38 protein-coding genes are annotated in these 25,054 nt (G+C 71.5%); 3 read left to right on the top strand and 35 right to left on the bottom strand.

The annotated features are described in order from the left end of the window. Nucleotides 1-82: 82 nt before the first annotated feature. From BLQ67_RS04870 to BLQ67_RS04910, 9 genes are all read right to left on the bottom strand, one after another. On the bottom strand, nt 83-817 hold the full coding sequence (locus BLQ67_RS04870) for a hypothetical protein (RefSeq protein ID WP_092502974.1): 735 nt from the start codon (nt 815-817) through the stop codon (nt 83-85). Between the two features lie 35 nt (nt 818-852). Continuing rightward, nucleotides 853-1,755 (bottom strand): ABC transporter ATP-binding protein, encoded by a 903-nt coding sequence (locus tag BLQ67_RS04875; protein ID WP_157674672.1) that lies wholly within the window; start codon nt 1,753-1,755, stop codon nt 853-855. After that, nucleotides 1,752-2,363 carry an ABC transporter ATP-binding protein gene (locus BLQ67_RS04880; RefSeq protein ID WP_157674673.1) on the bottom strand — a complete coding sequence of 204 codons (612 nt, stop codon included), beginning with the start codon at nt 2,361-2,363 and terminating at the stop codon, nt 1,752-1,754. Before BLQ67_RS04880 ends, BLQ67_RS04875 begins: the two co-directional genes overlap by 4 nt. Continuing rightward, nucleotides 2,348-3,478, bottom strand: a complete 1,131-nt coding sequence (locus BLQ67_RS04885; protein WP_092502978.1) for a hypothetical protein — start codon at nt 3,476-3,478, stop codon at nt 2,348-2,350. Before BLQ67_RS04885 ends, BLQ67_RS04880 begins: the two co-directional genes overlap by 16 nt. Further along, entirely contained in the window at nt 3,475-3,894 is a 420-nt protein-coding gene (locus tag BLQ67_RS04890; protein ID WP_157674674.1) for a hypothetical protein, read from the bottom strand. The genes BLQ67_RS04885 and BLQ67_RS04890 overlap by 4 nt, the downstream gene beginning before the upstream one ends. After that, on the bottom strand, nt 3,882-4,352 hold the full coding sequence (locus BLQ67_RS04895; RefSeq protein WP_092502982.1) for a hypothetical protein: 471 nt from the start codon (nt 4,350-4,352) through the stop codon (nt 3,882-3,884). The genes BLQ67_RS04890 and BLQ67_RS04895 overlap by 13 nt, the downstream gene beginning before the upstream one ends. 92 nt (nt 4,353-4,444) lie before the next feature. Continuing rightward, entirely contained in the window at nt 4,445-5,044 is a 600-nt protein-coding gene (locus BLQ67_RS04900; RefSeq protein ID WP_092502984.1) for a hypothetical protein, read from the bottom strand. Continuing rightward, on the bottom strand, nt 5,044-5,358 hold the full coding sequence (locus BLQ67_RS04905) for an uberolysin/carnocyclin family circular bacteriocin (protein ID WP_092502986.1): 315 nt from the start codon (nt 5,356-5,358) through the stop codon (nt 5,044-5,046). Before BLQ67_RS04905 ends, BLQ67_RS04900 begins: the two co-directional genes overlap by 1 nt. Before the next feature lie 101 nt (nt 5,359-5,459). Next, the gene (locus BLQ67_RS04910; protein ID WP_157674675.1) at nt 5,460-5,672 is read right to left on the bottom strand and encodes a helix-turn-helix domain-containing protein; all 213 of its coding nucleotides are present in this window, start codon (nt 5,670-5,672) and stop codon (nt 5,460-5,462) included. 109 nt (nt 5,673-5,781) lie between these two features. Here BLQ67_RS04910 and BLQ67_RS04915 point away from each other — a divergent pair, with 109 nt between their 5' ends. Then, nucleotides 5,782-6,255: a helix-turn-helix domain-containing protein gene (locus BLQ67_RS04915; RefSeq protein WP_197674632.1), complete on the top strand. Its 474-nt coding sequence runs from the start codon at nt 5,782-5,784 to the stop codon at nt 6,253-6,255. Then, nucleotides 6,191-6,619 carry an ImmA/IrrE family metallo-endopeptidase gene (locus tag BLQ67_RS04920; protein ID WP_092502990.1) on the top strand — a complete coding sequence of 143 codons (429 nt, stop codon included), beginning with the start codon at nt 6,191-6,193 and terminating at the stop codon, nt 6,617-6,619. Before BLQ67_RS04915 ends, BLQ67_RS04920 begins: the two co-directional genes overlap by 65 nt. Nucleotide 6,620: 1 nt before the next feature. Here BLQ67_RS04920 and map read toward each other — a convergent pair whose 3' ends face one another. From map to rpsJ, 23 genes are all read right to left on the bottom strand, one after another. Further along, the gene (gene map, locus BLQ67_RS04925; protein WP_092502992.1) at nt 6,621-7,445 is read right to left on the bottom strand and encodes a type I methionyl aminopeptidase; all 825 of its coding nucleotides are present in this window, start codon (nt 7,443-7,445) and stop codon (nt 6,621-6,623) included. An 8-nt stretch (nt 7,446-7,453) separates the two neighbouring features. Then, entirely contained in the window at nt 7,454-8,038 is a 585-nt protein-coding gene (locus BLQ67_RS04930; protein WP_172802251.1) for an adenylate kinase, read from the bottom strand. Further along, nucleotides 8,035-9,372 (bottom strand): preprotein translocase subunit SecY, encoded by a 1,338-nt coding sequence (secY, locus tag BLQ67_RS04935; RefSeq protein ID WP_092502994.1) that lies wholly within the window; start codon nt 9,370-9,372, stop codon nt 8,035-8,037. Before secY ends, BLQ67_RS04930 begins: the two co-directional genes overlap by 4 nt. A gap of 66 nt (nt 9,373-9,438) precedes the next feature. After that, nucleotides 9,439-9,906: a 50S ribosomal protein L15 gene (rplO, locus tag BLQ67_RS04940; protein WP_092502996.1), complete on the bottom strand. Its 468-nt coding sequence runs from the start codon at nt 9,904-9,906 to the stop codon at nt 9,439-9,441. Further along, on the bottom strand, nt 9,903-10,088 hold the full coding sequence (gene rpmD, locus BLQ67_RS04945; RefSeq protein WP_092502998.1) for a 50S ribosomal protein L30: 186 nt from the start codon (nt 10,086-10,088) through the stop codon (nt 9,903-9,905). The genes rplO and rpmD overlap by 4 nt, the downstream gene beginning before the upstream one ends. Then, nucleotides 10,085-10,762 carry a 30S ribosomal protein S5 gene (rpsE, locus tag BLQ67_RS04950; protein WP_172802252.1) on the bottom strand — a complete coding sequence of 226 codons (678 nt, stop codon included), beginning with the start codon at nt 10,760-10,762 and terminating at the stop codon, nt 10,085-10,087. The genes rpmD and rpsE overlap by 4 nt, the downstream gene beginning before the upstream one ends. A 23-nt stretch (nt 10,763-10,785) precedes the next feature. Next, a complete protein-coding gene (rplR, locus tag BLQ67_RS04955; protein ID WP_092503002.1) occupies nt 10,786-11,157 on the bottom strand; it encodes a 50S ribosomal protein L18 in 372 nt (123 codons plus the stop codon). Further along, entirely contained in the window at nt 11,157-11,693 is a 537-nt protein-coding gene (rplF, locus tag BLQ67_RS04960; RefSeq protein WP_092503004.1) for a 50S ribosomal protein L6, read from the bottom strand. Before rplF ends, rplR begins: the two co-directional genes overlap by 1 nt. Nucleotides 11,694-11,699: 6 nt before the next feature. Then, complete coding sequence (gene rpsH, locus BLQ67_RS04965; protein WP_092503005.1) at nt 11,700-12,098, bottom strand: 30S ribosomal protein S8; 399 nt, start codon at nt 12,096-12,098, stop codon at nt 11,700-11,702. An 86-nt stretch (nt 12,099-12,184) separates the two neighbouring features. Then, nucleotides 12,185-12,748: a 50S ribosomal protein L5 gene (rplE, locus tag BLQ67_RS04970; RefSeq protein ID WP_092503007.1), complete on the bottom strand. Its 564-nt coding sequence runs from the start codon at nt 12,746-12,748 to the stop codon at nt 12,185-12,187. Further along, nucleotides 12,741-13,109, bottom strand: a complete 369-nt coding sequence (gene rplX / locus BLQ67_RS04975; RefSeq protein ID WP_092503009.1) for a 50S ribosomal protein L24 — start codon at nt 13,107-13,109, stop codon at nt 12,741-12,743. The genes rplE and rplX overlap by 8 nt, the downstream gene beginning before the upstream one ends. Beyond that, nucleotides 13,109-13,477 (bottom strand): 50S ribosomal protein L14, encoded by a 369-nt coding sequence (gene rplN, locus BLQ67_RS04980; RefSeq protein WP_092503011.1) that lies wholly within the window; start codon nt 13,475-13,477, stop codon nt 13,109-13,111. The genes rplX and rplN overlap by 1 nt, the downstream gene beginning before the upstream one ends. A gap of 16 nt (nt 13,478-13,493) precedes the next feature. Further along, a complete protein-coding gene (rpsQ, locus tag BLQ67_RS04985; protein ID WP_092503013.1) occupies nt 13,494-13,778 on the bottom strand; it encodes a 30S ribosomal protein S17 in 285 nt (94 codons plus the stop codon). Beyond that, nucleotides 13,778-14,077 (bottom strand): 50S ribosomal protein L29, encoded by a 300-nt coding sequence (gene rpmC, locus BLQ67_RS04990; protein ID WP_092503015.1) that lies wholly within the window; start codon nt 14,075-14,077, stop codon nt 13,778-13,780. The genes rpsQ and rpmC overlap by 1 nt, the downstream gene beginning before the upstream one ends. Further along, nucleotides 14,077-14,496: a 50S ribosomal protein L16 gene (gene rplP, locus BLQ67_RS04995; RefSeq protein ID WP_092503017.1), complete on the bottom strand. Its 420-nt coding sequence runs from the start codon at nt 14,494-14,496 to the stop codon at nt 14,077-14,079. Before rplP ends, rpmC begins: the two co-directional genes overlap by 1 nt. Nucleotides 14,497-14,498: 2 nt before the next feature. After that, the gene (gene rpsC / locus BLQ67_RS05000; protein WP_092503019.1) at nt 14,499-15,233 is read right to left on the bottom strand and encodes a 30S ribosomal protein S3; all 735 of its coding nucleotides are present in this window, start codon (nt 15,231-15,233) and stop codon (nt 14,499-14,501) included. Between the two features lie 6 nt (nt 15,234-15,239). Then, a complete protein-coding gene (gene rplV, locus BLQ67_RS05005) occupies nt 15,240-15,602 on the bottom strand; it encodes a 50S ribosomal protein L22 (protein ID WP_092503021.1) in 363 nt (120 codons plus the stop codon). 26 nt (nt 15,603-15,628) lie between these two features. Continuing rightward, nucleotides 15,629-15,910: a 30S ribosomal protein S19 gene (gene rpsS / locus BLQ67_RS05010; RefSeq protein ID WP_092503023.1), complete on the bottom strand. Its 282-nt coding sequence runs from the start codon at nt 15,908-15,910 to the stop codon at nt 15,629-15,631. 6 nt (nt 15,911-15,916) lie between these two features. Then, entirely contained in the window at nt 15,917-16,756 is an 840-nt protein-coding gene (rplB, locus tag BLQ67_RS05015; protein ID WP_092503025.1) for a 50S ribosomal protein L2, read from the bottom strand. A gap of 19 nt (nt 16,757-16,775) precedes the next feature. Further along, nucleotides 16,776-17,072, bottom strand: a complete 297-nt coding sequence (gene rplW / locus BLQ67_RS05020; RefSeq protein ID WP_092503027.1) for a 50S ribosomal protein L23 — start codon at nt 17,070-17,072, stop codon at nt 16,776-16,778. After that, nucleotides 17,069-17,860, bottom strand: coding sequence for a 50S ribosomal protein L4 (rplD, locus tag BLQ67_RS05025; protein ID WP_092503029.1), 792 nt, complete (start codon nt 17,858-17,860; stop codon nt 17,069-17,071). Before rplD ends, rplW begins: the two co-directional genes overlap by 4 nt. Before the next feature lie 2 nt (nt 17,861-17,862). Further along, the gene (gene rplC, locus BLQ67_RS05030; protein ID WP_092503031.1) at nt 17,863-18,513 is read right to left on the bottom strand and encodes a 50S ribosomal protein L3; all 651 of its coding nucleotides are present in this window, start codon (nt 18,511-18,513) and stop codon (nt 17,863-17,865) included. 8 nt (nt 18,514-18,521) lie between these two features. Further along, nucleotides 18,522-18,830, bottom strand: a complete 309-nt coding sequence (gene rpsJ, locus BLQ67_RS05035) for a 30S ribosomal protein S10 (protein ID WP_092503033.1) — start codon at nt 18,828-18,830, stop codon at nt 18,522-18,524. A gap of 623 nt (nt 18,831-19,453) precedes the next feature. On the opposite strand from rpsJ, the gene BLQ67_RS05040 reads away from it, so the two are divergent. Next, the gene (locus BLQ67_RS05040) at nt 19,454-20,389 is read left to right on the top strand and encodes an arginase family protein (RefSeq protein ID WP_231945170.1); all 936 of its coding nucleotides are present in this window, start codon (nt 19,454-19,456) and stop codon (nt 20,387-20,389) included. Nucleotides 20,390-20,611: 222 nt separating this feature from the next. Here BLQ67_RS05040 and hutI read toward each other — a convergent pair whose 3' ends face one another. The 3 genes from hutI to hutH are packed head-to-tail and all read right to left on the bottom strand — an operon-like array spanning nt 20,612 to nt 25,037. Beyond that, a complete protein-coding gene (gene hutI, locus BLQ67_RS05045) occupies nt 20,612-21,796 on the bottom strand; it encodes an imidazolonepropionase (RefSeq protein WP_092503035.1) in 1,185 nt (394 codons plus the stop codon). Continuing rightward, nucleotides 21,796-23,466: a urocanate hydratase gene (gene hutU / locus BLQ67_RS05050; protein ID WP_092503037.1), complete on the bottom strand. Its 1,671-nt coding sequence runs from the start codon at nt 23,464-23,466 to the stop codon at nt 21,796-21,798. Before hutU ends, hutI begins: the two co-directional genes overlap by 1 nt. Further along, nucleotides 23,463-25,037 carry a histidine ammonia-lyase gene (hutH, locus tag BLQ67_RS05055; RefSeq protein WP_092503039.1) on the bottom strand — a complete coding sequence of 525 codons (1,575 nt, stop codon included), beginning with the start codon at nt 25,035-25,037 and terminating at the stop codon, nt 23,463-23,465. The genes hutU and hutH overlap by 4 nt, the downstream gene beginning before the upstream one ends. Between the last annotated feature and the right edge of the window lie 17 nt (nt 25,038-25,054).

Here is a 25,054-nt window from a genome sequence, read left to right on the forward strand (position 1 = left end):
GGTGATGAACCTAGCACTCCGGACCCCGTCGCGACGCCGACTTGCGACGCCGCGCAGCACGCGATGGAACCGGTCTCGCTCGTCAGGGCGCGCGGGCTGCGCTGCGCCACGCGAGGCCCATGAGGAGCACGGACCAGCCGACGACGACGCACGGCAGGATCCAGGCGTCGCCGGCCGCCGTCGACGCGAGCACGACGCGGTCGTCGGTGGCCGCGAGCTCGCCGAGCATCCGCAGGGCCGTCGACGGCAGCAGGCGCTCGAACCCTCGTGCTCCCGCGGCGGCGAGCGCGCCCGCGACAGCGGGCTCGACGACGACCGGTCCGACGATCCCGACAGCGATCGTCACGAGCTGCGATCGCGTGATGACGACGGAGCACGTCAGCCACGTCGACCACAGCATCATGAGGGCGACGTGGGCGACGAGCACGAGCGGCACGGCTTCCAGCGCCGCTCCGGCGAGCGCGCCGACGATGGCGAGCGCGACGCCACCGGACGCGAGCGCGAGGATCGCGGCGAGCGCCGTCTGCACGCCCGCGACGACGACGAGCCTCCGCCTGCCACCCAGCTGCATCCAGGCGAGGCTCGCCGTGCCGAGCCGGTGGTCGGCTCCCACGAGGAGACCGACGGCGAGGGCGACGGCGAGCGCGGCCGCCGAGCCACGATGCACCGCGACGACGCTCGCCTCGAGCGGGTCAGGGGCGAGGGCGCCGACGAGCAGCGCGGTGCTGAGGGCCGACGCGACCGTCGCGGCGATCGCGACCGCGACGATCACGGCGATGCGCCGGCCGCCGCGCAGCCGCAGCACCTCGGCACGCATCGCGGCGCGCCAGGTCGGCCGTCGGATGCCCCGTCTCACGCGCGTCCGATCGCCGCGACGAACGCATCGCTCAACGTCTGCTCGGCCGTCGTGAGCTCGACGACGAGCAGGCGCCGATCGAGGGCGACCCGTGCGACGGCCTCCGTGGTCGAGCCCCTGACGTGCAGCACGCCGGTGCCGACCACCTCGACGCTCGCCCCGCCCGCCTCGAGCGCCGCACGCAGGGCGGCGGCGTCGGGCGAACGCACGACGACGAACGACGCCGTCGGCGCGAGCAGCGCGCGCGTGGTCCCCGCGAACCGCACACGCCCCGCGTCGAGCACCACGACGTCGTCGAGCACGCTCGCGATCTCGTCGAGTCCGTGCGCCGACAGCAGCACGGCACCGCCGCGATCCGCGTGCTCGCGCACGAGCTCGCGCAGCCAGCGCCGACCCGTGGGGTCGAGCCCGTCGAACGGCTCGTCGAGCACGAGCACGCGAGGCCCTGCCACGAGAGCGCCCGCGATCGCGAGCCGCTTGCGCATGCCCAGCGACAGCGCCGCGATGCGTGGCGGACGTCGCCCTCGCCCTGCCTCGTGGCTCGCCAGTCCCACCGCCTCGAGCGCCGCGTTCGCGCGCGTGCCGTCGACGCCAGCGCGGACGGCCAGCTGCTGCAGATGCCCCAGCGTCGTGTGCTGCGGATCGGCCATGAGCTCGTCGAAGGCGACGCCGAGGACGCGGGCCTGGTTCGGCATCCGCAGCGGGTCGGCGCCCGCGACCCGCACGACCCCGTGCCGCGCGACGAGCCCGACCATGGCCCGGATCGTGGTGCTCTTGCCGGCGCCGTTCACGCCGAGGAAGCCGGTGACGCTCCCCCACGGCACGGCGAACGCGACGTCGTCGAGCACGCAGCGCGCACCCAACGTCGCACCGAGGCCCTCGACCTCGATGGCGCTCACGCGACCTCGCCCATCCGGATGCGATCGACTCGATCCGACCATGGACGCTCGGCATCGTGGTCGACGAGCAGCACCGCCGACGACTGCGCCCATCCGTCGAGCTCGCGGACGAGGATGTCCTGGGCCACTGCGTCGAGCCCGAGGAACGGCTCGTCGAGCAGCACGAGGTCGCGCTGCGGCGTGGTGGTGAGCACGACCCATGCGAGGCGGGCGAGTCCCGTCGACAGGCGAGCCGCGGGCACGTCGAGCCAGGCGAGCTCGCCGTGGAGCGCGAAGCGCTCGAGGTACGTCGCCTCGGGCTCGCCCGCCGCTCCCGCGAACAGCCGGAGGTGCTGCCGCACGCTCGCGTCCGGAGCGAGCGCGACGCGCGTCCTGCAGACGCTGCGGCTGCGCACGATCCTCGGATCGGCGGGGTCGAGGCCGAGCACCCTCGCGCTCCCCCGCGCAGGTCGGACCGTGCCTGCGCACAGCTCGACGAACGCGGACTTGCCGCTGCCGTTGCGTCCTTCGAGCAGGGTGACCCCGCGATCGTGCACGCTGACGTCCGGCACCTCGACCGCGTCGTACGGCACTGCGAGCCGCACGCCTGCCGTCACGATGGCGGGCAACGGAGCCTCCTGGCGGTGGTCGCGACGGCCGCTCCGATCGCGAGGGCGGCGAGCGCGAGCGTCGACCACCCCGGCGCGATCGCGACGATGGCGACGACGATCGCCGACGCGACCACGCGGCTCGCCGGAGCGTCGGCGCCCATGGCGAGCGCCGCGGCAGCCGCCCCGACGGCGAGGATCGCGCCGCCGACCCCGACGGCGTCCGACGTCGACGCACCCCAGACGGCCGATGCCACGCACCCCGACGCGGCGAGGAGCGCCCAGGCGACGATCGCGGGACGCACGAGCCGCGCGACGACGGATGCCCGGGAGGCACCGGCGTCGAGGAGGGCACGAGCGCGGCGAAGCCGCGAACGCGCGTCTGCCTCGAGGAGCCGGTCGGAGGCGACGATCGTCGCGACGCCGGCCACGACCGCGCTCGCCGCGACGCCCGCGCCTGCGCCTGCGAGCGCAGCCGCCGCCTCCGCCGCCGCGTCGCGGAGCGCAGCGGCGGTCGGCAGCATGCCCATGGCGCCGAACGTCGCCGCGCCGATCAGGGCCGAGACCTCGGCACGATGCACCGATCCGAGCACAGCGCCGCCGTGCGGTCGCAGCGCGCGACGATCGGACGACGCGCACGCGAGCAGGAGGCACCCCGCGAGCGCGGCGACGCCCACCGCCGAGACGCAGAGCCCGACCCCCGGCGCGGCATCCCAGGTCGACCACGTCACCGCGAGGGGCAGCGTCGCGGCGCCGAGCATCCACACGTGCACCGCGGCGCCGAGCGCGATGCCCGCCCGAGGCCGCACGCCGAGCGCCGCACGCAGGGCGTCGGGCGCGGCGAGGCGCGACGCGAGCCCAGTCCCGCACGCCAACCGCACGAGGCTCACGGCCACGGTCGCGACCATCGCGGCGACGACGATCGCGCGAGCGGGCTCCACCGGCATCCCCGCCACGACGCCGAGCCGGATGCCCAGTGCCATCACGACGCCACCCGCTGCGACGGCGATCGTGGCCCACGTCGCGACGACGATCGTCGCGAGTCGCGCACCGTCGCGCCCCAGACGGCGTGCAGCGGTCCGCAGCAGTGCGACGTCGAGCGTCAGCGCCGCCTCGTGCACGACCGTGCGCGTCACGGCTCGTCGTCGGCGAGCGCCGGCGCGGCCAGCAGGTGCACGACGAGCGCCACGGCGACCACGACCGTGAGCGCCGTGGGTGCGAGCGGCCCGCCTGCCAGGTCGACGCCGTAGCCCACTGCTCCCGCGACGCCCGCGAGGGCGAACGCGATCGCCGTCGTCGCTCTCGCGCGCCACGGCCCGACGACCGCCAGCACCAGTCCACCGACGGCGCCGAGGGCGCTCGTCACGAGCACCGAGCCGGCGACGAGGATGCGCGTGGTCGGGCTCGACGCATCTCCGATCGCGCCGCTCGATGCCATGAGCAGCGCGACGAGGCACGACGCCGCCGCCACGGCGACCGCGAGTCCGCGGAGCAGCGTGCGCGACTGCGGCACGCGGATGCCGAACGGTCCGCGCGCGCTCACTGCAGCCACAGCAGCATCCCTGCGGCGACGGTGACGGCGAGCGATCGCAGGTAGCCCGTGCGTGTCCTGCCGTCGCGGAACGCGAGCGGCATGAGCGCCGCGATCGCAAGGATGCCGACGAGCACGAGCGCTGACTTCTCGACGGAGGGCACGGCGAGCGCGACGGCCGCGACCTGGAGCCCGATGCCGACGAGGCCGACCATCGCACCGCCTGCCCCGAGACGCGCCCACGGCCGCGGCGCGAGGGCCCTCGGTCCGAGCCAGCGCTCGAGGAGTCCGACGACGAGCGCGATCACGATGCCGACCGCGATGAAGAGCACGATGGCGGTGACGGCGCCCACTCGCACGGACGCGGCGCCCAGCTCCGGGTCGGCGAGCTCGACGAGCAGGTCGCTCGTGCGCTCGGTGACGAGCCGCTCGAGCTGCGGCAGTCGCACGGCGATCAGCACGGCGACGACCGCGATCATGCACGCCCAGATGGCGATGGACGTGCCGCGGCTCGGGTCGAGGCGCGGGGTGGCTCTTGCATGAGGAGCATCGATGGTCATGGGTGTTCCCTTCAGGATGAGGAGCTGGCGACGAGCACGGCCTCGACCGCTCCCGCGACGACGATGGCGACGACCGAGACCCCGCCGAGGCGCGCAGCGACGACGAGGCCGGAGACGATCGCGGAGCGCAGGCACCGACCGCCGTCGCGGCGTGCGCGATCGAGCACGACCGCGACGAGCGGAGCGAACCCGGCCGCGGCGGCGCCGAGGATGCCCAGCAGCTCGAGCGGCGCGTAGGCCAGCACGCGCGCGGCGAGCTCCGTGGGCCCGAGGGCCTCGAGCACCGCTCGCATCCCCGCACCCACGCCGAAGCCGATGACGATGCCACCGCCCACGGTCGGGACGCCGGCGAGCGGCGCGCCCGCGACGAGGAGGGCAGCGGCGGAGAGGTTGCGTGCGAGGATCTCGGCGAACGACGTCGCGCCCGCGAGGTGGATGACGTCGAGGTCGCCGGCGGCGACGTCGACCGCATTGCGCGCCGCGAGCCCGGAGGAGCCCGCCGCGGCGACCGACGCGGCGGGCACGAGCGCGAGCGCACCGAGGAGCAGCGCCAGCACGACGACCGTGCTGACCTTGGCCCGCGCCCCCGCGTGCGCTCGCGCCCGGCGCATCAGGCGATCGCCAGCGCGCGCAGCTTGCGCTTCAGGTACCAGAGCACCGTCGAGACGACGATGCCGACGACGCCGGCGCCGAGGATCGCCGTGATGATCGCGACGGCGGCGCCGCCGATCTCGATCGCGGTGACGATCTGCGATGCGGCTGCCGTCGAGATGCCGAAGCTGCCGACGAGCCATGCGAGCGAGACGCCCGCGACGGCGAGGAGCGCGGCGCTCGCAGCGAGCGCCGTGCCGAGCGCGATGCTCGCGCGGCGAGGGTCGGGGGTGTCGCGACGCGTCGCGATCCGGGACTTCGTGATCGTGTCCATGGTGCAGTTCCTTGCTCATGTCGTGGCCCGTGGGCCGTGGTGACGACTGGAGACGCGGCGCGGTGCCCCGCGTGCGCGCGCGCCGTCGACGCGCGCACGTCTCACGAGTCGTCGAGCGGGTGCTCGAGCAACCTGGCGGCGAGTGCGGATGCCGCGGAGGCGAGGAAGGCCGCGGATGGCACGACGCGACCTTCCTCGATCGCGTGGAGGTGGCCGGTGCCGACGCCGATCGCGGTCGCGAGCTCGTCCTGGCTCATGCCCGCCGACTCCCGCAGGGTGCGCAGGGATGCGCCCACTCGCTCGACCTCGCTCATGTCGAAGAGCATTGCATGTCTTCGACGCTGCTTGCTGAGTGCCCGCCGTGCCTGTGGACAACGCGCCTATGCTCGTGCTCGACCGCAGATCCTGCCGGAGGCCACCGACGTGAGCATCAACCTCAAGGGTGCGAGCGCCGAGGAGCGCGCGCGCTACGCCGAGCTCGTGCGCCCCTCGCGGCAGCGAGCGGGCATGTCGCAGCTCGAGCTCGCGACGATCGCCGACGTCGACCGCACCACGGTCAGCAACGTCGAGCGCGGCGCCTTCGCGCCGCAGGCGGACGTGCTGCGGAGGCTGCTGCGTGCGCTCGGGATCGCGACCGACGAGAGCGACGCCGACGTCGAGGTGCAGCTCTGGGCGGCGATGATCGAGTCCCTGCTGCTCGCATTGCCCCACGACCGACGAGCCGCGGCCGCCGACGAGGCCCTCGCAGTGCTCGCACGGCACGCCCGCGACTCGGACGTGTCGGCGGCCCCCGCTAGCGTGCGCCGCATCGTCGAGTCGATGCCGAGGGACCATGCCGAGCAGCCGATCGCCGCGAAGCGCGGCACCCAGCGTCGCGAGCAGCGCCACGCTGATTGACCTCGAGCGCCTTGCCGACGCCCTCGGCGTCCATGTCGCCACGGCATCGCTCGAGCCCGGCTACCTCGGGCTCTACGACGCCGACCACCATGCGATCTCGCTCACGCTCGGCCTCACCCCGGTCGAGCGTCGGTGCGTGCTCGCCCACGAGCTCGGCCACGCCGTGCACCGGCACCGCACGGGATCGCCGAGCAACGAACGGGTCGCGAACGCATTCGCAGCGCGCCTGCTCGTCGACCCGGAGGCGCTGCGACACGCGACGATGTGGACGCACGAGCCATGGGAGCTCGCCGAGGAGCTCGACCTGACCGAGGACGTCGTCCGCGACTACCTGACGCTCGTCGCGCCGGCGGTCCGCATGTGACTCAGCGGTCGCGGATGGGGCGCGGCTCGATGCCGAACGGCGCGAGGCCCGCTGCCCCGCCGTCGAGCGCCGTGAGCACCCAGATGCCGTCGGCGTGCACCGCGACCGAGTGCTCCCACTGGCACGCCTGGCTGCCGTCGACCGTGACGACCGACCAGCCGTCGTCGAGGATGCGCGTCGCCTGGTCGCCTGCGATGACGATCGGCTCGATCGCGACGCACAGGCCGGGCTTCACCGCGGGGCCGAGCACGCGCGTGCGGTAGTTGAAGACCGGGGGCTCCTCGTGCATGGCCTTGCCGATGCCGTGGCCGATCCAGTCATCGCTGATCTGGTAGTCGCCCGCGGCCTCGACCGCGTCCTCGACCGCCGCGCCGACCTCGCCGAGCATCCGCGCCGACGCGAGCGCGGCGATGCCGGCCCACAGCCCGTCGTGCGTCGCCTGCGACAGGCGCTCGCGCACGCCCACGAGCTCGCCGGAGCCACCGGGCACGACGACCGAGAACGCCGCGTCGCCGTTCCAGCCGTCGACCATGGCGCCGCAGTCGATCGTGACGAGGTCGCCGGCCTCGATGGGCCGCTCGTCGGGGATGCCGTGCACCACGACGTCGTTGACGTTCGCGCAGATCGTGTGGTGGTAGCCGGGCTCGAGCTGGAAGTTCGGGATGCCGCCGCCCGAGCGCACGACGTCCTCGGCGATCGCGTCGAGCTCGAGCGTCGTGACGCCGGGACGGATCGCCGCGCGCACGGCCTCGAGGGCCTGCCCCGTCAGCAGCCCGGGCGCGCGCATGGCGGCCAGCTGCGACCGGGACTTGTAGATCCGGCGCATCACGGGACTCAGCCCGCGGCGACGCCGCGGACGCTCAGCGCCGAGAGGATGCGCTCGGTGACCTCGTCGATGTCGCCGAGGCCGTCGATCTCGACGACGACGCCGCGCGCCGCGTAGGCGGCGAGGATCGGCTCGGTCTCGCGCTCGTAGACCTCGAGCCGGTGCCGCATGGCCTCGTCGGTGTCGTCGCTGCGGCCCTGCTCCGCCGCACGCAGCTGCAGGCGGCGGATGACCTCGTCGTGGTCGGCGACGAGCCGCACGACGGCGTCGAGGCCGCGGCCCCGACGCTCGTTGACGGCGTCGAGGAACTCGACCTGGCCCTCGGTGCGCGGGTACCCGTCGAGCAGGTAGCCCTCCTGCGCGTCCGCCTGCGCCAGACGATCCTCGACGAGGTCGTTGGTCAGCGAGTCGGGCACGTAGTCGCCGGCGTCGAGGATCGCGGTGACCTGCTTGCCGAGCTCCGTCTGCTCCTTGATGTTGGAGCGGAAGATGTCGCCCGTCGAGATCGTCGGGATGCCGAACGTCTGCGCGATGCGGGACGCCTGCGTCCCCTTGCCGGCTCCGGGAGGGCCGACGATGAGCAGCTGGGTCACGTGCGGATCAGTCCCTCGTAGTGGCGCTGCTGCAGCTGCGCGTCGATCTGACGGACGGTCTCGAGACCGACGCCCACGATGATGAGGATCGATGCGCCACCGAACGGGAAGTTCTGGTTCGCGCCGACCGTCGCGAGTGCGATGAGCGGGATGAGGGCGACGACGCCCAGGTAGATCGAGCCCGGGAACGTCACGCGCGTCAGCACGTAGTCCAGGTACTCGGCCGTCGGACGACCCGCGCGGATGCCGGGGATGAAGCCGCCGTACTTCTTCATGTTCTCGGCGACGTCGTCGGGGTTGAACGTGATCGCGACGTAGAAGTACGTGAAGCCGATGATGAGCAGGAAGTACAGCACCATGTACAGCGGGTGGTCGCCCGTCGTCAGGTTGTCGTTGATCCACTGCACCCACTCGGCCGGCTGCTCGCCGGACGCCGGGGAGTTGAACGACGCGATGAGCGCCGGGAAGTACAGCAGCGACGACGCGAAGATGACGGGCACGACGCCGGCCATGTTCACCTTGATCGGGATGTACGTCGACTTGCCGCCGTACATGCGGCGACCCACCATGCGCTTGGCGTACTGCACGGGGATGCGGCGCTGCGACTGCTCGACGAAGACGACGGCGCCCATGATGACGATGCCGATCGCGAGCACGGCCACGAGCATCTCGATGCCGTTCGTGTCGCCGATGAGCAGCAGCGCGCTCGGGAAGGTCGCCGAGATCGACGTGAAGATGAGCAGCGACATGCCGTTGCCGATGCCGCGCTCGGTGATGAGCTCGCCCATCCACATGATGACGCCGGTGCCGGCCGTCATCGCGACGATCATCAGCACGATCGCCCACCATGCCTCGTTCGTGAGGAGGTCGGCGCAGGGGCCGGTCGGCACGACGCCGCCGGCGGAGAACAGCTGGCCGGAGCGCACGACGGCGATGAGGGTCGTCGACTGCAGCACGCCGAGACCGATGGTCAGGTAGCGCGTGTACTGCGTGAGCTTCGACTGACCCGACTGGCCCTCCTTGTAGAGAGCCTCGAAGCGAGGGATGACCACGCGCAGCAGCTGCACGATGATCGATGCCGTGATGTACGGCATGATGCCGAGCGCGAAGACGCTCAGCTGGAGCAGCGCGCCACCCGAGAACAGGTTGACGAGCTGGTAGAGGCCCGACGTGTCGGTCGCAGCCGTGTCGAGGCACGCCTGCACGTTGCCGTAGTCCACGAACGGGGCCGGGATGAACGAGCCCAGTCGGAACGCCGCCACGATGGCGAGGGTGAAGAGGATCTTCCGTCGCAGGTCGCGAGTCTTGAAGATCCTGCCGATTGCCTTGAACACGTGAGCCTTCCGGTGGACGCAGAAGAAGGATGGGGTGGCCGCACGGGCCACCCCATCCGAGCTTGCTTACTGGATGGAGCCGCCGGCGGCGACGATCTTCTGCTCCGCAGCAGCCGACACCTTGTCGACCGTCACGTTCAGCGTAGCCGTCAGCTCGCCGTCGCCGAGCACCTTCACGAGCTCGTTCTTGCGCACGGCACCCTTCGCCACGAGCGCTGCGACGGTCACGTCGCCACCCTCGGGGAAGAGGTCCTGGAGCTGGCCGACGTTGACGACCTGGTACTCCGTGCGGAACGGGTTCTTGAAGCCGCGCAGCTTGGGGGCGCGCATCACCGAGTTGAGCTGGCCACCCTCGAAGCCGAGGCGCACGGTGTTGCGCGCCTTCGTGCCCTTGGTGCCGCGGCCAGCCGTCTTGCCCTTCGAGCCCTCACCACGGCCCACGCGCTGGCGGTCCTTCTTGGCACCGGGCGCGGGACGAAGGTGGTGGACCTTCAGTGCGGGCAGCTGCTCGCCGTCCTTGTTCTTGTCGCTCATTCGTCGACCTCCTCGACGTGCACGAGGTGACGGACCACGTTCACGTAGCCGCGGTTCTGGGCGTCGTTCTCACGCACGACCGTGTGGCCGATGCGCTTGAGACCGAGCGACCGGAGCGTCTCGCGCTGGTTCGGCTTCTCGCTGATCTTGGACTTGACCTGGGTGACCTTCAGCTTGCTCATGCCTTGGCCTCCGCGATCTCTGCAGCGTGCTGCTTCGCCTCGGACTCGGCGCGACGCAGACGTGCGGGCACGACGTGGTCGAGGTCCAGGCCACGACGAGCCGCGACTGCTGCCGGCTCCTCGAGCTGCTGGAGGGCCGCGACGGTCGCGTGCACGATGTTGATCGTGTTCGACGAGCCGAGCGACTTCGACAGGACGTCGTGGATGCCGGCGCACTCGAGGACGGCACGCACGGGGCCGCCCGCGATGACACCGGTACCTGCCGAGGCGGGACGGAGCAGGACGACGCCTGCTGCTGCCTCGCCCTGCACGGGGTGCGGGATCGATGCGCCGACGCGCGGGACGCGGAAGAAGTTCTTCTTCGCCTCCTCGACGCCCTTCGAGATCGCCGTGGGGACCTCGCGCGCCTTGCCGTAGCCGACGCCGACCATGCCGTTGCCGTCGCCGACGACCACGAGGGCGGTGAAGCTGAAGCGACGACCACCCTTCACGACCTTCGACACGCGGTTGATCGTGACGACGCGCTCGAGGAACTGGCTGTCGTTGCCGCGATCGCGCTGGCCGCGCTCGCCGCGGGTGCCGCGGTCGCGGCTGCCGCGACGCTGCTCACGGGGCTCGCTGCGGGTGTCGGTGCCCTGCACCGTCTCCGCTGCGGTGGCGTTCGTGTCGCTCACCTGCGTCTCCTTCGTCTCTTCGCTCACAGCTCCAGACCTGCCTCTCGTGCACCGTCCGCCACTGCGGCGACGCGTCCGGCGTAGCGGTTGCCGCCACGGTCGAACACGACCTTCTCGACGCCCGCTGCCTTGGCACGCGAGCCGACGAGCTCGCCGACCTTCTTGGCCTTCTCCGACTTGTCGCCGGTCACGGCGCGGAGGTCGGCCTCCATCGTGGATGCGTAGGCCAGCGTGTGGCCCTGCGCGTCGTCGACGATCTGCACGAACAGGTGTCGTGCCGAACGGGTGACGACCAGGCGCGGCGTGGCAGCCGTGCCGACGATCTTCTTGCGCAGCCGCGCGTGACGGCGGCCGCGGGCAGCGGACTTGCTGGTGCCTCGGGTTCCGATACCCATCACTTACCTGACTTTCCGGCCTTGCGGCGGATCTGCTCGCCCGCGTAGCGGACGCCCTTGCCCTTGTACGGCTCGGGCTTGCGGAGCTTGCGGAGGTTGGCGGCGGTCTCGCCGACGGCCTGCTTCGAGATGCCGCTGACGGTGACCTTGTTGTTGCCCTCGACCGTGAACGTGATGCCCGCGGGGGGCTCGACGGCGATCGGGTGCGAGTAGCCGAGCGCGAACTCGATGCCCGAGCCCTTCGACGCGACGCGGTAGCCCGTGCCGACGACCTCGAGGGACTTCGAGTAGCCGGCGGTGACGCCGATGATGTCGTTCGCGATGAGGGTGCGCGTCAGGCCGTGGAGCGAACGCGACTCGCGCTCGTCGTCGGGGCGCGTGACCTGCACCTGGCCGTCGGCGATCTCGACCTCGATCGGCTTCGCGACGGTGAGGTTCAGCTCGCCCTTGGGGCCCTTGACGGTGACGGCAGCGCCGTCGACCGTGATCTCGACACCCGCGGGGATCTCGATGGGAAGACGTCCGATTCGTGACATGTCAGATCACCACACGTAGGCGAGGACTTCCCCACCCACGCCCTTCTGCTGAGCCTCACGGTCGGTGAGCAGGCCCGAGCTCGTCGAGAGGATGGCCACGCCGAGGCCGCCGAGGACCTGGGGGATCTCGGTCGACTTCGCGTACACGCGCAGGCCGGGCTTCGACACGCGCTTGATGCCGGCGATCGAGCGCTGACGCTCGGGGCCGTACTTCAGGCCGATGGTGAGGGTCTTGCCCACGCGGGCGTCCTCGACCTTCCAGTCCTGGATGAAGCCCTCACGCTGGAGGATCTCCGCGATGTGGGTCTTGATGTTCGATGACGGCAGCGAGACCTCGTCGTGGAACGCCGTGTTGGCGTTCCGGAGCCTCGTCAGCATGTCGGCGACCGGGTCGGTCATCGTCATGGGTATCTCCTACTGTTCTGGTTTCCCCGCCCGTTCCACGGACGGCGACCTGGATACGACCTCGGCGCCGGCGGCGCCGAGGGGTGCTACTCCGACTTGAAGGGGAAGCCGAGCGCCTTGAGCAGCGCGCGACCCTCGTCGTCGTTCTTGGCCGTGGTCACGACGGTGATGTCGAAGCCACGGACGCGGTCGATGCGGTCCTGGTCGATCTCGTGGAACACGGACTGCTCCTGGAGACCGAAGGTGTAGTTGCCGTTGCCGTCGAACTGCTTCGGGCTCAGGCCGCGGAAGTCGCGGATGCGGGGCAGCGCGAGCGTCAGCAGACGGTCGAGGAACTCCCACATGCGGTCGCCGCGCAGCGTCACGTGGGCGCCGATCGGCATGCCCTCGCGCAGCTTGAACTGAGCGATCGACTTGCGTGCCTTCGTCACCATCGGCTTCTGGCCGGTGATGGCCGTCAGGTCCTTGATGGCGCCGTCGATGACCTTCGAGTCACGGGCGGCGTCGCCGACGCCCGTGTTCACGACGATCTTCACCAGGCCGGGGACCTGCATGACGTTCGCGAACTCGAACTGCGAGCGCAGCTGGTCCACGATCTCCGCGCGGTACTGCGCCTTGAGGCGCGGCAGGCGCACTGCCGTGTCAGTCATTGCTCTTGATCTCCTTGCCCGAGCGCGTGCTCACACGCACCTTCGTCGTCACCTGGACGCCGTCCTTCTCGACCTTGGTGATCGAGGAGCGGACTCGCGTCGGCTTCTTCGTCTCCGGGTCGATGAGCGCGACGTTCGAGACGTGGATCGGAGACTCGTGGGTCTCGATGCCACCCGTCTTCGTGCCGCGCTGCGTCTGGCCGACCTTGATGTGCTTCTTCACGAGCTTGACGCCCTCGACGATCACACGACCGTCGTTGAGGACCTCGAGCACGCGACCGGTCTTGCCACGGTCTCCGCCGCGGCTCTCCCGAGCACCGGCGATCACCTGGACGGTGTCGCCCTTCTTGATGTTCGCCATCACAGCACCTCCGGCGCGAGCGAGACGATCTTCATGAATCGCTTGTCGCGCAGCTCACGGCCGACCGGACCGAAGATGCGGGTGCCACGGGGGTCACCATCGTTCTTCAGGATCACGGCGGCGTTCTCGTCGAACTTGATGTAGGAGCCGTCGGGACGACGCGTCTCCTTCACCGTGCGGACGATGACGGCCTTGACCACATCGCCCTTCTTCACGTTGCCACCCGGGATGGCGTCCTTGACCGTGGCGACGATCGTGTCGCCCAGTCCTGCGTAGCGGCGGCCGGAGCCACCGAGCACGCGGATGGTCAGGAGCTCCTTGGCGCCGGTGTTGTCGGCGACCTTGACGCGGGATTCCTGCTGCAGCATCTCTGTCTCCCCTGGCCTACTTGGCCTTCTCGAGGATCTCGACCAGACGCCAGCGCTTGGTTGCGCTCGTCGGGCGAGTCTCCGCGATCAGGACGCGGTCGCCGATGCCGGCGGTGTTCTGCTCGTCGTGGGCCTTGACCTTCGACGACGTGCGGATGACCTTGCCGTAGAGCGGGTGCTTCACGCGGTCCTCGACCTCGACGACGATGGTCTTCTCCATCTTGTCGCTCACGACGAAACCCTGACGCGTCTTGCGGTACCCGCGCTGGATCGCCGGAGCGGCCTCTGCCTGCTTGGCCATCAGCTCTCCTCAGCCTTCTCGGCCTCGGTGGCCTTCTTGGACTTCTTCTTGTCCGCGGCCGTCTCCACCGGCGCCGGCGAGGCGCTGATCCCGAGCTCGCGCTCGCGGATCACGGTGTAGAGGCGCGCGATGTCGCGCTTCACGGCACGCACGCGGCCGTGGCTCTCGAGCTGGCCGGTCGCTGCCTGGAAGCGCAGGTTGAACAGCTCCTCCTTGGCACGCTTGAGCTCGACGACGAGACGCTCGTCGTCGAACGTCGCGAGCTCGACGGGCATGAGCTCCTTCGTTCCGATCGCCATTATGCGTCAGCCTCCTCGCGGGTGATGATGCGTGCCTTGAGCGGCAGCTTGTGGATCGCGCGGGTCATTGCCTCGCGAGCCAGCTCCTCGTTGACGCCGGCGACCTCGAAGAGGACGCGACCCGGCTTCACGTTGGCGACCCACCACTCCGGCGAACCCTTGCCGGAGCCCATTCGGGTCTCAGCAGGCTTCTTCGTGAGCGGACGGTCGGGGTAGATGTTGATCCACACCTTGCCACCACGCTTGATGTGACGCGTCATGGCGATACGAGCGGACTCGATCTGACGGTTGGTCACGTAGGCGGGCGTGAGGGCCTGGATGCCGAACTCGCCGAAGTTGACCTTCGTGCCGCCGGTGGCCTGGCCCGAGCGCTTCGGGTGGTGCTGCTTGCGGTGCTTGACGCGACGGGGGATCAGCATGATCAGCCCTCCGATCCGGCGTTGCCCGAGTCGCGGCGGGGGCCACGACGCTCGGGACGCGACGACTTCTGGTTCGCCTGCTCGCGTGCGAGCTCGCGGTTGGTGATGTCGCCCTTGTAGATCCACACCTTCACGCCGATGCGACCGAACGTCGTACGAGCCTCGTAGAAGCCGTAGTCGATGTTGGCGCGGAGCGTGTGCAGGGGCACGCGGCCCTCGCGGTAGAACTCGGAGCGGCTCATCTCGGCGCCGCCGAGGCGGCCCGACACCTGGATGCGGACGCCCTTGGCACCAGCGCGCTGCGCGCCCTGGAGACCCTTGCGCATCGCACGACGGAACGCGACGCGAGCGCTGAGCTGCTCCGCGATGCCCTGTGCGACGAGCTGCGCCTCTGCCTCGGGGTTCTTGACCTCGAGGATGTTCAGCTGGATCTGCTTGCCGGTGAGCTTCTCGAGCTCGGCACGGATGCGCTCGGCCTCCGCGCCGCGGCGGCCGATCACGATGCCGGGGCGAGCCGTGTGGATGTCCACGCGGACGCGGTCGCGGGTGCGCTCGATCTCGATGCGCGCGACGCCGGCCCGGTCGAGGCTCTTCTTGAGCATCTCGCGGATCTTGACGTCCTCCGCCACGTAGTCGGCGTAGCGCTGACCGGGCTTCGACGAGTCGGCGAACCAGCGCGACACGTGGTCGGTGGTGATGCCGAGGCGGAACCCGTACGGGTTGACCTTCTGTCCCATTGCTTCCTAGACCTCCGTCTCGGGCGTGGCCAGCACGACGGTGATGTGGCTCGTTCGCTTGTTGATGCGGAAGGCACGGCCCTGCGCACGCGGTCGGAACCGCTTGAGCGTGGTGCCCTCGTCGACGAAGATGCGGGACACGTACAGGTCCTGCTCGTCGAGGTACTCGTTCTGCGCGTCAGCCTTCACGCGCGCGTTCGCGACGGCGGACGCCACGAGCTTGCGCACGGGCTCCGCGGCGCTCTGCGGCGCGAACTTGAGGATGGCCATGGCCTCCTCGGCCTGCTTCCCGCGAACGAGGGCCACGACGCGACGGGCCTTCTGCGGGGTGATGCGGATGTGCCGCACCCGAGCGATCGACTCGATCATCTCTTCCTCCTGTCAGCGTCGCCGCGTCAGCGGCGACGGCCCTTCTTGTCGTCCTTCACGTGGCCGCGGAAGGTACGCGTCGGCGCGAACTCGCCGAGCTTGTGACCGACCATCGACTCCGTGACGAACACGGGGATGTGCTTGCGACCGTCGTGGACGGCGATCGTGTGACCGAGCATCGCGGGCACGATCATCGAGCGGCGCGACCAGGTACGGATGACGTTCTTGCTGCCGGCCTCGTTCTGACGGACCACCTTCTGGAACAGGTGGTCGTCGACGAACGGGCCCTTCTTGAGGCTGCGAGGCATCTTGGGTTACTTCCGCTTCTTGTTCGTGGACCGGCGACGGACGATGAGCTTGTCGCTCTCCTTGTTGGGGCGACGCGTGCGGCCCTCCGGCTTGCCCCAGGGGCTCACCGGGTGACGGCCACCGCTCGTCTTGCCCTCGCCACCACCGTGCGGGTGGTCGACCGGGTTCATCGCGACGCCGCGGACGGTCGGGCGGACGCCCTTCCAGCGGCTGCGGCCGGCCTTGCCCCAGTTGATGTTCGACTGCTCGGCGTTGCCGACCTCGCCGATCGTCGCGCGGCAGCGCGCGTCGACGTTGCGGATCTCGCCCGAGGGGAGACGCAGCTGCGCGTAGGGGCCGTCCTTCGCGACGAGACGCACCGAGGCGCCTGCCGAGCGAGCCAGCTTCGCGCCGCCGCCGGGACGGAGCTCGATGGCGTGCACGACGGTACCCGTGGGGATGTTGCGCAGCGGCAGGTTGTTACCGGGCTTGATGTCGGCGCCAGCACCGGACTCCACGATGTCGCCCTGCGACAGCTTGTTGGGAGCGATGATGTAGCGCTTCGTGCCGTCCACGAAGTGCAGCAGCGCGATGCGCGCCGTGCGGTTCGGGTCGTACTCGATGTGCGCGACCCGGGCGTCGACGCCGTCCTTGTCGTGACGGCGGAAGTCGATCACGCGGTACTGGCGCTTGTGGCCACCACCGATGTGGCGGGTCGTGATGCGACCCGTGTTGTTGCGACCGCCGGTCTTGGGCAGCGGGCGGAGCAGCGACTTCTCGGGGGTCGAGCGCGTGATCTCCGCGAAGTCGGCGACCGACGAGCCACGACGACCCGGGGTCGTCGGCTTGTACTTGCGAATAGCCATGTGTCTAGTCCTCTAGTCCTCAGCCGACAGCCGTGAAGATGTCGATCGAGCCGGAGCGGAGCGTGACGATGGCACGCTTCGTGTCCTTGCGCTTGCCAAGACCGAACTTGGTGCGGCGCGTCTTGCCCTGACGGTTGAGCGTGTTCACGCGGTCGACCTTGACCGAGAAGATCTTCTCGATCGCGAGACGGATCTCGGTCTTCGAGGCGCGCGGGTCGACCTCGAACGTGTAGCTGCCGCGGTCGATGAGCGAGTAGCTCTTCTCCGAGACGATGGGGCGCAGGATGATGTCGCGCGGGTCCTTGTGGATGCTCATGCGTCCTGCTCCTTGTCTGCCTCGGCAGCGTCGTCGGCCTTGGCCGCCTTCGCCTTCGGCGCCTTCTTCGCCGGCTCGGCCTCGACGGTCTCGTCGGCGTCGGCCTTCGCAGCCTTGGCCTTCGGGGCCTTCTTCGCGGCCTCGACCTCGACGGTCTCGCCGGTGCGTGCCTCGACGAAGCCCTGGTAGGCGGCCTTCGAGAACACGATGTCGTCGCTCACGAGCACGTCGTACGCGTTGAGCTGGTCGAACGTGAGCACGTGCACGTTGTGCAGGTTGCGCACCGACAGCCACGACGACTCCTCGTCGCGGTGCAGCACCACGAGCACGTTCTTCGACGTCGCCACCGACGCGAGCAGCGCGACGGCCGTCTTCGTCGAGGGGGCGCCATCGGCGAGGAACGACTCCACGACGTGGAGACGGCCACCGCGGGCGCGGTCGGAGAGCGCACCGCGGAGCGCGGCGGCGATCATCTTCTTGGGGGTGCGCTGCGAGTAGTCGCGGGGCGTCGGGCCGTGCACGACGCCACCACCACGGTGCTCGGGCTGGCGGATCGAGCCCTGGCGCGAACGGCCGGTGCCCTTCTGCTTGAACGGCTTGCGACCGGCGCCGGAGACCTCGCCGCGGTTCTTCGTCTTGTGCGTGCCCTGACGTGCGGCAGCGAGCTGCGCGACCACGACCTGGTGGATCAGGGGCACGTTCGTCTGGACGTCGAAGAGCGACTCGGGCAGCTCGAGCGAGCCGGCCTTCGCACCCTTGGCGTCGAGGACGTCGACCTTGTTCGCCATGGTCAGGCTCCCTTCACGGCGTTGCGGACGAACACGATGCGGCCACGAGCACCGGGGACGGCGCCCTTGACGAGCAGCAGACCCTTCTCGGCGTCGACGGCGTGGATCGTGAGGTTCTGGACGGTGACGCGGTCGCCGCCCATGCGGCCGGCCATGCGCATGCCGCGGAAGACGCGCGAGGGCGTCGACGAGGCACCGATGGAGCCGGGCTTGCGGTGGTTGCGGTGCGCACCGTGCGACGCGGAGACGCCCGCGAAGTTGTGGCGCTTCATGACACCGGCGAAGCCCTTGCCCTTGGACGTGCCGACGACGTCGACCTTCTGGCCGGCGGCGAAGACGTCGACCGCGATCTCCTGGCCGAGCGCGTACTCGGAGGCGTTGGCGGTGCGGACCTCGGTGAGGTGGCGACGCGGCGTCGTGCCGGCAGCCTTGAAGTGACCGGCCTTGGGCTGGTTCACCTTGCGGGGGTCGATGGAGCCGAACGCGATCTGGATCGCGTCGTAGCCGTCGATCTCGGGCGTGCGGATCTGCGTGACCACGTTGGGCGTGATCTCGACGACGGTGACGGGGATGAGCTTGTTCTGCTCGTCCCACACCTGCGTCATGCCGAGCTTCCGGCCCAGCAGACCCTGAGTCGTTGCGAGGGTGGACATGCGGTTCCTTAGAGCTTGATCTCGATGTTGACGTCGGCAGGCAGGTCGAGGCGCATGAGCGAGTCGACGGCCTTCGGCGTCGGGTCGACGATGTCGATGAGGCGCTTGTGCGTGCGCTTCTCGAAGTGCTCGCGGCTGTCCTTGTACTTGTGGGGCGAACGGATGACCGCGACCACGTTCTTCTCGGTCGGCAGCGGCACGGGGCCCACCACCGTCGCGCCCGCACGGGTCACGGTGTCGACGATCTTCCGCGCCGACGAGTCGATGACCTCGTGGTCGTACGACTTCAGTCGGATGCGGATCTTCTGTCCCGCCATGCTGTCCTTCTCTCATCGACGCGCAGCCGGTACCGACTGCGCATTTGAGCACTGCTGTGCGCCATGTTCTTCTGTCAATGCCCGCCAGGGGCATGCCGATCCTCCGCAGGACATGCCTGCTGAGCTTCGGCGAAGTGATGTCGATCTGCCCGCGGCCCAGGCTCGATGTCCTGTGCACTGCCGAGCAGTGAGCCGCGATCCGCGGCGTCTGCAACCTGACGATTCTCGCACGGAGTGAGGAGTGCGTGCAACCCGGGCGTGTCGCATCGTCCGCCACGGTGGATCCTCGGTCGACAGGGGTGCGTCGACGGGGGTCAGCGGGCGGACGATATGCGTGTCCGGCTGACGCCGCCACTGGCTCCGATGGTAGCCCCGGCGTCGTCTGCAGCACCGTCGCTGCTGCCCGGTGGGGACCGCCCCGTCGCCCCTGCGCCGAGTGCGCCCTCGGTGATCTGCGGGCGGGCACTTGACGCCTCTTCATGCACGACGACCGCTCCCCAAGACCGGTCCTTGAGGTGCGAACGAAGTGAGCCTCGAAAGGTCCCCTCCGAGGACTCGATCCCTGGGACCTCGCTCCGAGGACCGCGCCTCGACCAGCTGGCGAGAGCGCGTACCGTTGCCGCATGGGCGACGACGCACGCGAGACCGCACGAGCCAGCCGCGACGCCATGCACGTCGACCCGCTGTGGTCGCGCGCCGGCGGCTGGCCCGACCTCGGCGTCGAGGCCGTCGACGCCGTGCTCGTGGGCATCGGCACGCACGCGACGAGCATCTCCCCCACGGGCGCGCACGCGACGCCCCTCGCGATCCGCGAGGCCCTCGCGAGGTTCTCCGCCCACGCCGCGGGCGCGGGCATCGACGCGCTGCGCATCGCCGACGCCGGCGACGCGGTCGACCCCGACGGCGACGAGGCCGCCGCCGCCGACCTCGTCGCGACCGCCGTCGCCCGCTCGCGCCTCGCGATCGTGCTCGGCGGCGACAACGCCGCCACCGTGCCCGCAGCCCTCGGCGCGTGGAGCGGCGCGGGCTCGCGCCCCTCCGACGCCGGCCTCATCACCCTGGACGCGCACCATGACCTGCGCGACGGCCGCTCGAACGGCTCCCCCGTGCGGCGTCTCGTCGAGGCGGGGCTCGAGGGCTCGCGCATCGTGCAGGTGGGCATCCAGGACTTCGCGAACTCGCACGCCTACGCGCAGCGCGCCGCCGACCTCGGCATCGCCGTCGAGACGCGTGCTGCCGTCGAGGAGGAGCCCGTCGGCGCGGTCGTGCAGCGCGCCCTGACGATCGCGGGCGGCGCGAGCGGGCCCATCCACGTCGACGTCGACGTCGACGTCGTCGATCGCGCGGCCGCGCCCGGCTGCCCCGCATCGGTGCCCGGCGGCATCTCGGCATGGCGTCTGCGCTCGCTCGTGCGGTTCCTGGCGCGCGACCCGCGCGTGCGATCGATCGACCTCACGGAGGTGGATGCGACGGCCGACGCCGCCGACGGCCGCACCGTGCGCCTCGCGGCGCTGTGCGTGCTCGAGGCCCTCGCCGGGCTCGCGGAGCGGGAAGGGTAGGGCTCGCCCTCCCACCGCTCCTAGGGCGCTCGCTCCCCCACCAGCTGGTCGAGGAGCGCGCGAGCGCAGCGAGCACGCGTCACGAGACCACGCGACCGCACCTCCTGCCCAGCCACGCGCGTGGTCGCGTCGAGCGAGCACCGCACGTGGTCTCGTGACGGCTGCAGCCTTCGGCTGCGGCCTCCTCGACCAGCTGGTGGGAGCGGCACTGGCGAGCGACCGTCAGACCACCCGCTCGCCCGCCCTCCAGACGGCGTGCGTCAGCGGGACGCCCGGGCGGTAGGCGAGGTGCGCTGCCGAAGGGGCATCGAGCACGTGCAGGTCGGCGCGGGCGCCGACGCGGATGCGGCCGAGGTCCGGCAGGCCCGGCGCCGGCTCGTCGCGACCGAGCGCGATGGCGCCGCCGAGCGTGGCGGCCCGCACCGCCTCCGCGACCGTCAGCCGCTGCTGCAGCACCGCCGTCGCGACGCAGAACGCCATCGACGTCGTGTACGACGTGCCGGGGTTCGCGTTCGACGCGATCGCGATGACCGCGCCCGCGTCGACGAGCGCCCGAGCGGGCGCGAACGGCATGCGCGTCGACAGGTCGCACGCGGGCAGCAGCGTCGCGACCGTGCCGCGCGCCCCACCCGTCCACGAGCCCGCGAGCATCCCGATCTCGTCGTCGGACACGAAGCCCACGTGGTCGACGCTGGCCGCGCCGAGCTCGACCGCGAGCGCCACCCCCGGCCCGGGCCCGAGCTGGTTGCCGTGCACGCGCAGCGCGAGCCCCGCATCCCGCCCCGCGAGCAGCACGCGGCGCGACTGCACCTCGTCGAACGCGCCGCGCTCGCAGAACACGTCGATCGCGTCGACGTGCGGGCGCACGGCGTCGAGCATGGGCCCGACGACCTCGTCGAGATAGCCGTCGGCATCGCGACCGTCGGGCACGAGGTGCGCGCCGAGGAACGTCACGGCATCCGCGCGCGACCGCGCGATGCGCGCCGAGCGCGCCTCGTCGGCGACCGTGAGCCCGTAGCCCGTCTTCGTCTCGAACGCCGTCGTGCCGCCGCGCAGCATCTCGCCGACGAGCCTGTCGTAGCGGCCCTGCAGCTCGGCATCCGACGCCGCCCGCGTCGCCGCGACCGTCGTCGCGATGCCGCCGGCGGCGTACGCCTCCCCCGCCATGCGCGCCTCGAACTCCGCGCCGCGGTCGCCTGCGAACACGAGGTGCGTGTGGCTGTCGACCCAGCCGGGCAGCGCCGCCCGACCCTCGACGTCGACGCGTGCATCCGCCGCCGGCGCATCCGCCGCGGCCCCGACCCACGCGACGACGTCGCCGTCGAGCACGACCGCCGCGTCGACGACGCGACCGGGAGCGTCGTTCGTCGTCAGCTCGGCGATGCCCGTCACGAGGGTCGACGACATCAGCGCTCCCGCATGGGGATGCGGATGCCGTGCGCGTCGGCGAACGCGTCGGCCTCCTCGTAGCCCGCGTCCGCGTGCCGCAGCACGCCCATGGCGGGGTCGTTGCGCAGCACGGCCTCGAGGCGCTCGGCCGCGAGCGGCGTGCCGTCGGCGACCGTCACCTGGCCCGCGTGGATCGAACGGCCCATGCCGACGCCGCCGCCGTGATGGATCGACACCCAGCTCGCACCCGACGCCGTCGCGGTGAGCGCGTTCAGCAGCGGCCAGTCGGCGATGGCGTCGGAGCCGTCCTTCATCGCCTCCGTCTCGCGGTACGGGCTCGCGACCGATCCCGCGTCGAGGTGGTCGCGGCCGATGACGATGGGCGCGGACACCTCGCCCGACGCGACCATCTCGTTGAAGCGCAGACCCGCGAGGTGCCGCTGCTCGGCGCCGAGCCAGCAGATGCGGGCGGGCAGCCCCTGGTACGCGACGCGCTCGCCCGCGAGCTCGATCCAGCGGCGCAGGTGCGGGTCGTCGCCGAAGAGCTCGAGGATCGCCGCGTCGGTCTTCGCGATGTCCTCAGGGTCGCCCGACAGCGCCACCCAGCGGAACGGACCCTTGCCCACGGCGAAGAGCGGACGGATGTAGGCAGGCACGAACCCGGGGAAGTCGAACGCCCGCGCGTACCCGCCCTCACGCGCCTCGGCCCGCAGGGAGTTGCCGTAGTCGAAGACCTCGGCGCCCCCGTCCTGGAAGCCGACCATCGCCTCGACGTGCCGCGCCATCGAGGCGCGCGCCGCCGCGACGAAGCCCTCCGGGTCGCGCGTCCGCGCAGCATCCCAGTCCTCGAACGCCACCTCGCTCGGCAGGTACGCCAGCGGGTCGTGGGCGCTCGTCTGGTCGGTGACGACGTCGATCGGCGCACCCATCGCGAGCAGCTGCGGCACGAGGTCGGCGGCGTTGCCGAGCACGCCGATCGACAGCGCCCGACCCTCGTCGCGCGCGGCGACGGCGCGGGCGAGCGCATCCTCGACCGAGTCGGCCTGCTCGTCGAGGTAGCGGTGCTCGATGCGGCGGGCGATGCGCGACGCATCCACCTCGATGCAGATCGCGACGCCGCCCTGCATCGTCACGGCGAGCGGCTGCGCGCCGCCCATGCCGCCGAGGCCGGCCGTGAGCGTGATGGTGCCGGCGAGCGACTCGCGGCCGAGCGCGCGCGCGACGGCGCCGAACGTCTCGTACGTGCCCTGCAGGATGCCCTGCGTGCCGATGTAGATCCACGAGCCGGCCGTCATCTGGCCGTACATCATGAGGCCCGCGGCCTCGAGGCGGCGCAGCTCGGGCCACGTCGCCCAGTCGCCGACGAGGTTCGAGTTGGCGATGAGCACGCGCGGTGCCCGCTCGTGCGTGCGCAGCACGCCCACGGGCTTGCCGGACTGCACGAGCAGCGTCTCGTCGTCGGCGAGGGTCTCGAGCGTGCGCACGATCGCGTCGAACGCCTCCCACGACCTGGCGGCCTTGCCGGTGCCGCCGTAGACCACGAGCGCGTCGGGGTGCTCGGCGACCTCGGGGTCGAGGTTGTTCTGCAGCATGCGCAGCACGGCCTCCTGCTGCCACCCCTTCGTGTGCAGCTGCGTGCCGCGGTGCGCGCGCACGGGGCGCGGGCCGCTCGTGGTGGGACCGGTCATCGGTCGCTCCTTCCGTGGGCGTCGGCGGTCGCCGGCGCGAGTCGTGGGTCGAGCTCGTGGATGCGGGACGCGGCGAGCAGCGCGCCCGACGCGACGAGGGCGCGCACGCCCGCGATGTCGGGCGCGAGGAACCGGTCGGGCCCGGCCCCGGGGACGCGCTCGCGGATCGCCGCGATCGCCGCGCCGGTGCGCTCGCCGGGGGCGGCGGCCCGCAGCTCGATGCCGCGCGCGGCGGTCATGGCCTCGATGGCGAGCACCTGCTCGAGCCCGTCGATCGCGCGGCGCAGCTTGCGCGCGGCGCCCCATCCCATCGACACGTGGTCCTCCTGCATCGCGCTCGACGGGATCGAGTCGACGGAGGCGGGCACGGCGAGGCGCTTGAGCTCCGAGACGATGCCGGCCTGCGTGTACTGGGCGATCATGAGGCCCGAGTCGACGCCGGGCTCGGCGGCGAGGAACGGCGGCAGGCCGTGGCTGCGCGCGGGGTCGAGGAAGCGGTCGGTGCGGCGCTCGCTCATCGAGGCGACGTCGGCGACGACGATCGCGAGGAAGTCGAGCACGGCCGCGACGGGCGCGCCGTGGAAGTTGCCGTTCGACACGATGCGGCCGTCGAGCGTCACGACGGGGTTGTCGATCGCCGAGACGAGCTCGACGGCGGCGACGCGTGCTGCGTGCTCGGCGGTGTCGCGGGCCGTGCCGTGCACCTGCGGCGCGCAGCGCAGCGAGTACGCGTCCTGCACGCGCGTGTCCTCGGGGCCGGCGTGGCTCGCGACGATGGGGCTGCCGGCGAGGAGGCCGTGGATGCGCGCGGCGCTCGCCGCCTGCCCCGCGTGCGGGCGCAGGGCCTGGAGGTCGGCGGCGAAGGGCGAGTCGGTGCCGAGCAACCCCTCGACGCTCATGGCGGCGGCGAGGTCGGCGGTGTCGAGCAGGCGGTCGAGGTCGGCGAGCGCGAGGCACAGCATGCCGAGCATGCCGTCGGTGCCGTTCACGAGGGCGAGACCCTCCTTCTCGGCGAGCACGACGGGCACGATGCCGGCGGCGGCGAGCGCCTCGGCGGCGGGCTGCACGACGCCGTCGACGCGCACCTCGCCCTCGCCCATGAGTGCGAGCGCCACGTGCGACAGCGGCGCGAGGTCGCCGGAGCAGCCGAGCGAGCCGTATTCGCCGATCACGGGATGGATGGCCGCGTTCAGCAGTGCCGCGTACGTCTCGACGACGATCGGGCGCACGCCCGTGCGGCCGGTCGCGAGCGTGCGCAGACGCAGCAGCATGAGGGCGCGCACGACCTCGTCCTCGACGGGCGTGCCCGACGAGGCGGCGTGGCTGCGGATGAGCGACTGCTGCAGGCGCGTGCGGTCGGCGGGCGCGATCGCCGTCGTCGCGAGGGCGCCGAACCCGGTCGAGATGCCGTAGTGCGGGCGGTCGTCGTCGGCGAGCGCGTCGACGAGCGCGCGCGTCTCGGCGACGGCCGCGAGCGCGTCGGGGTGGATGCGCACGCGTGCGCCGTGCCTGGCGACCGCGACGACGTCGGCGGCGGCGAGGGGCCGAGCCCCGATGACGATGTCCTGCATGCCTCCATCTCAGCGGC

The organism is Agrococcus jejuensis, assembly GCF_900099705.1.
Taxonomy (GTDB): Bacteria; Actinomycetota; Actinomycetes; order Actinomycetales; family Microbacteriaceae; genus Agrococcus; species Agrococcus jejuensis.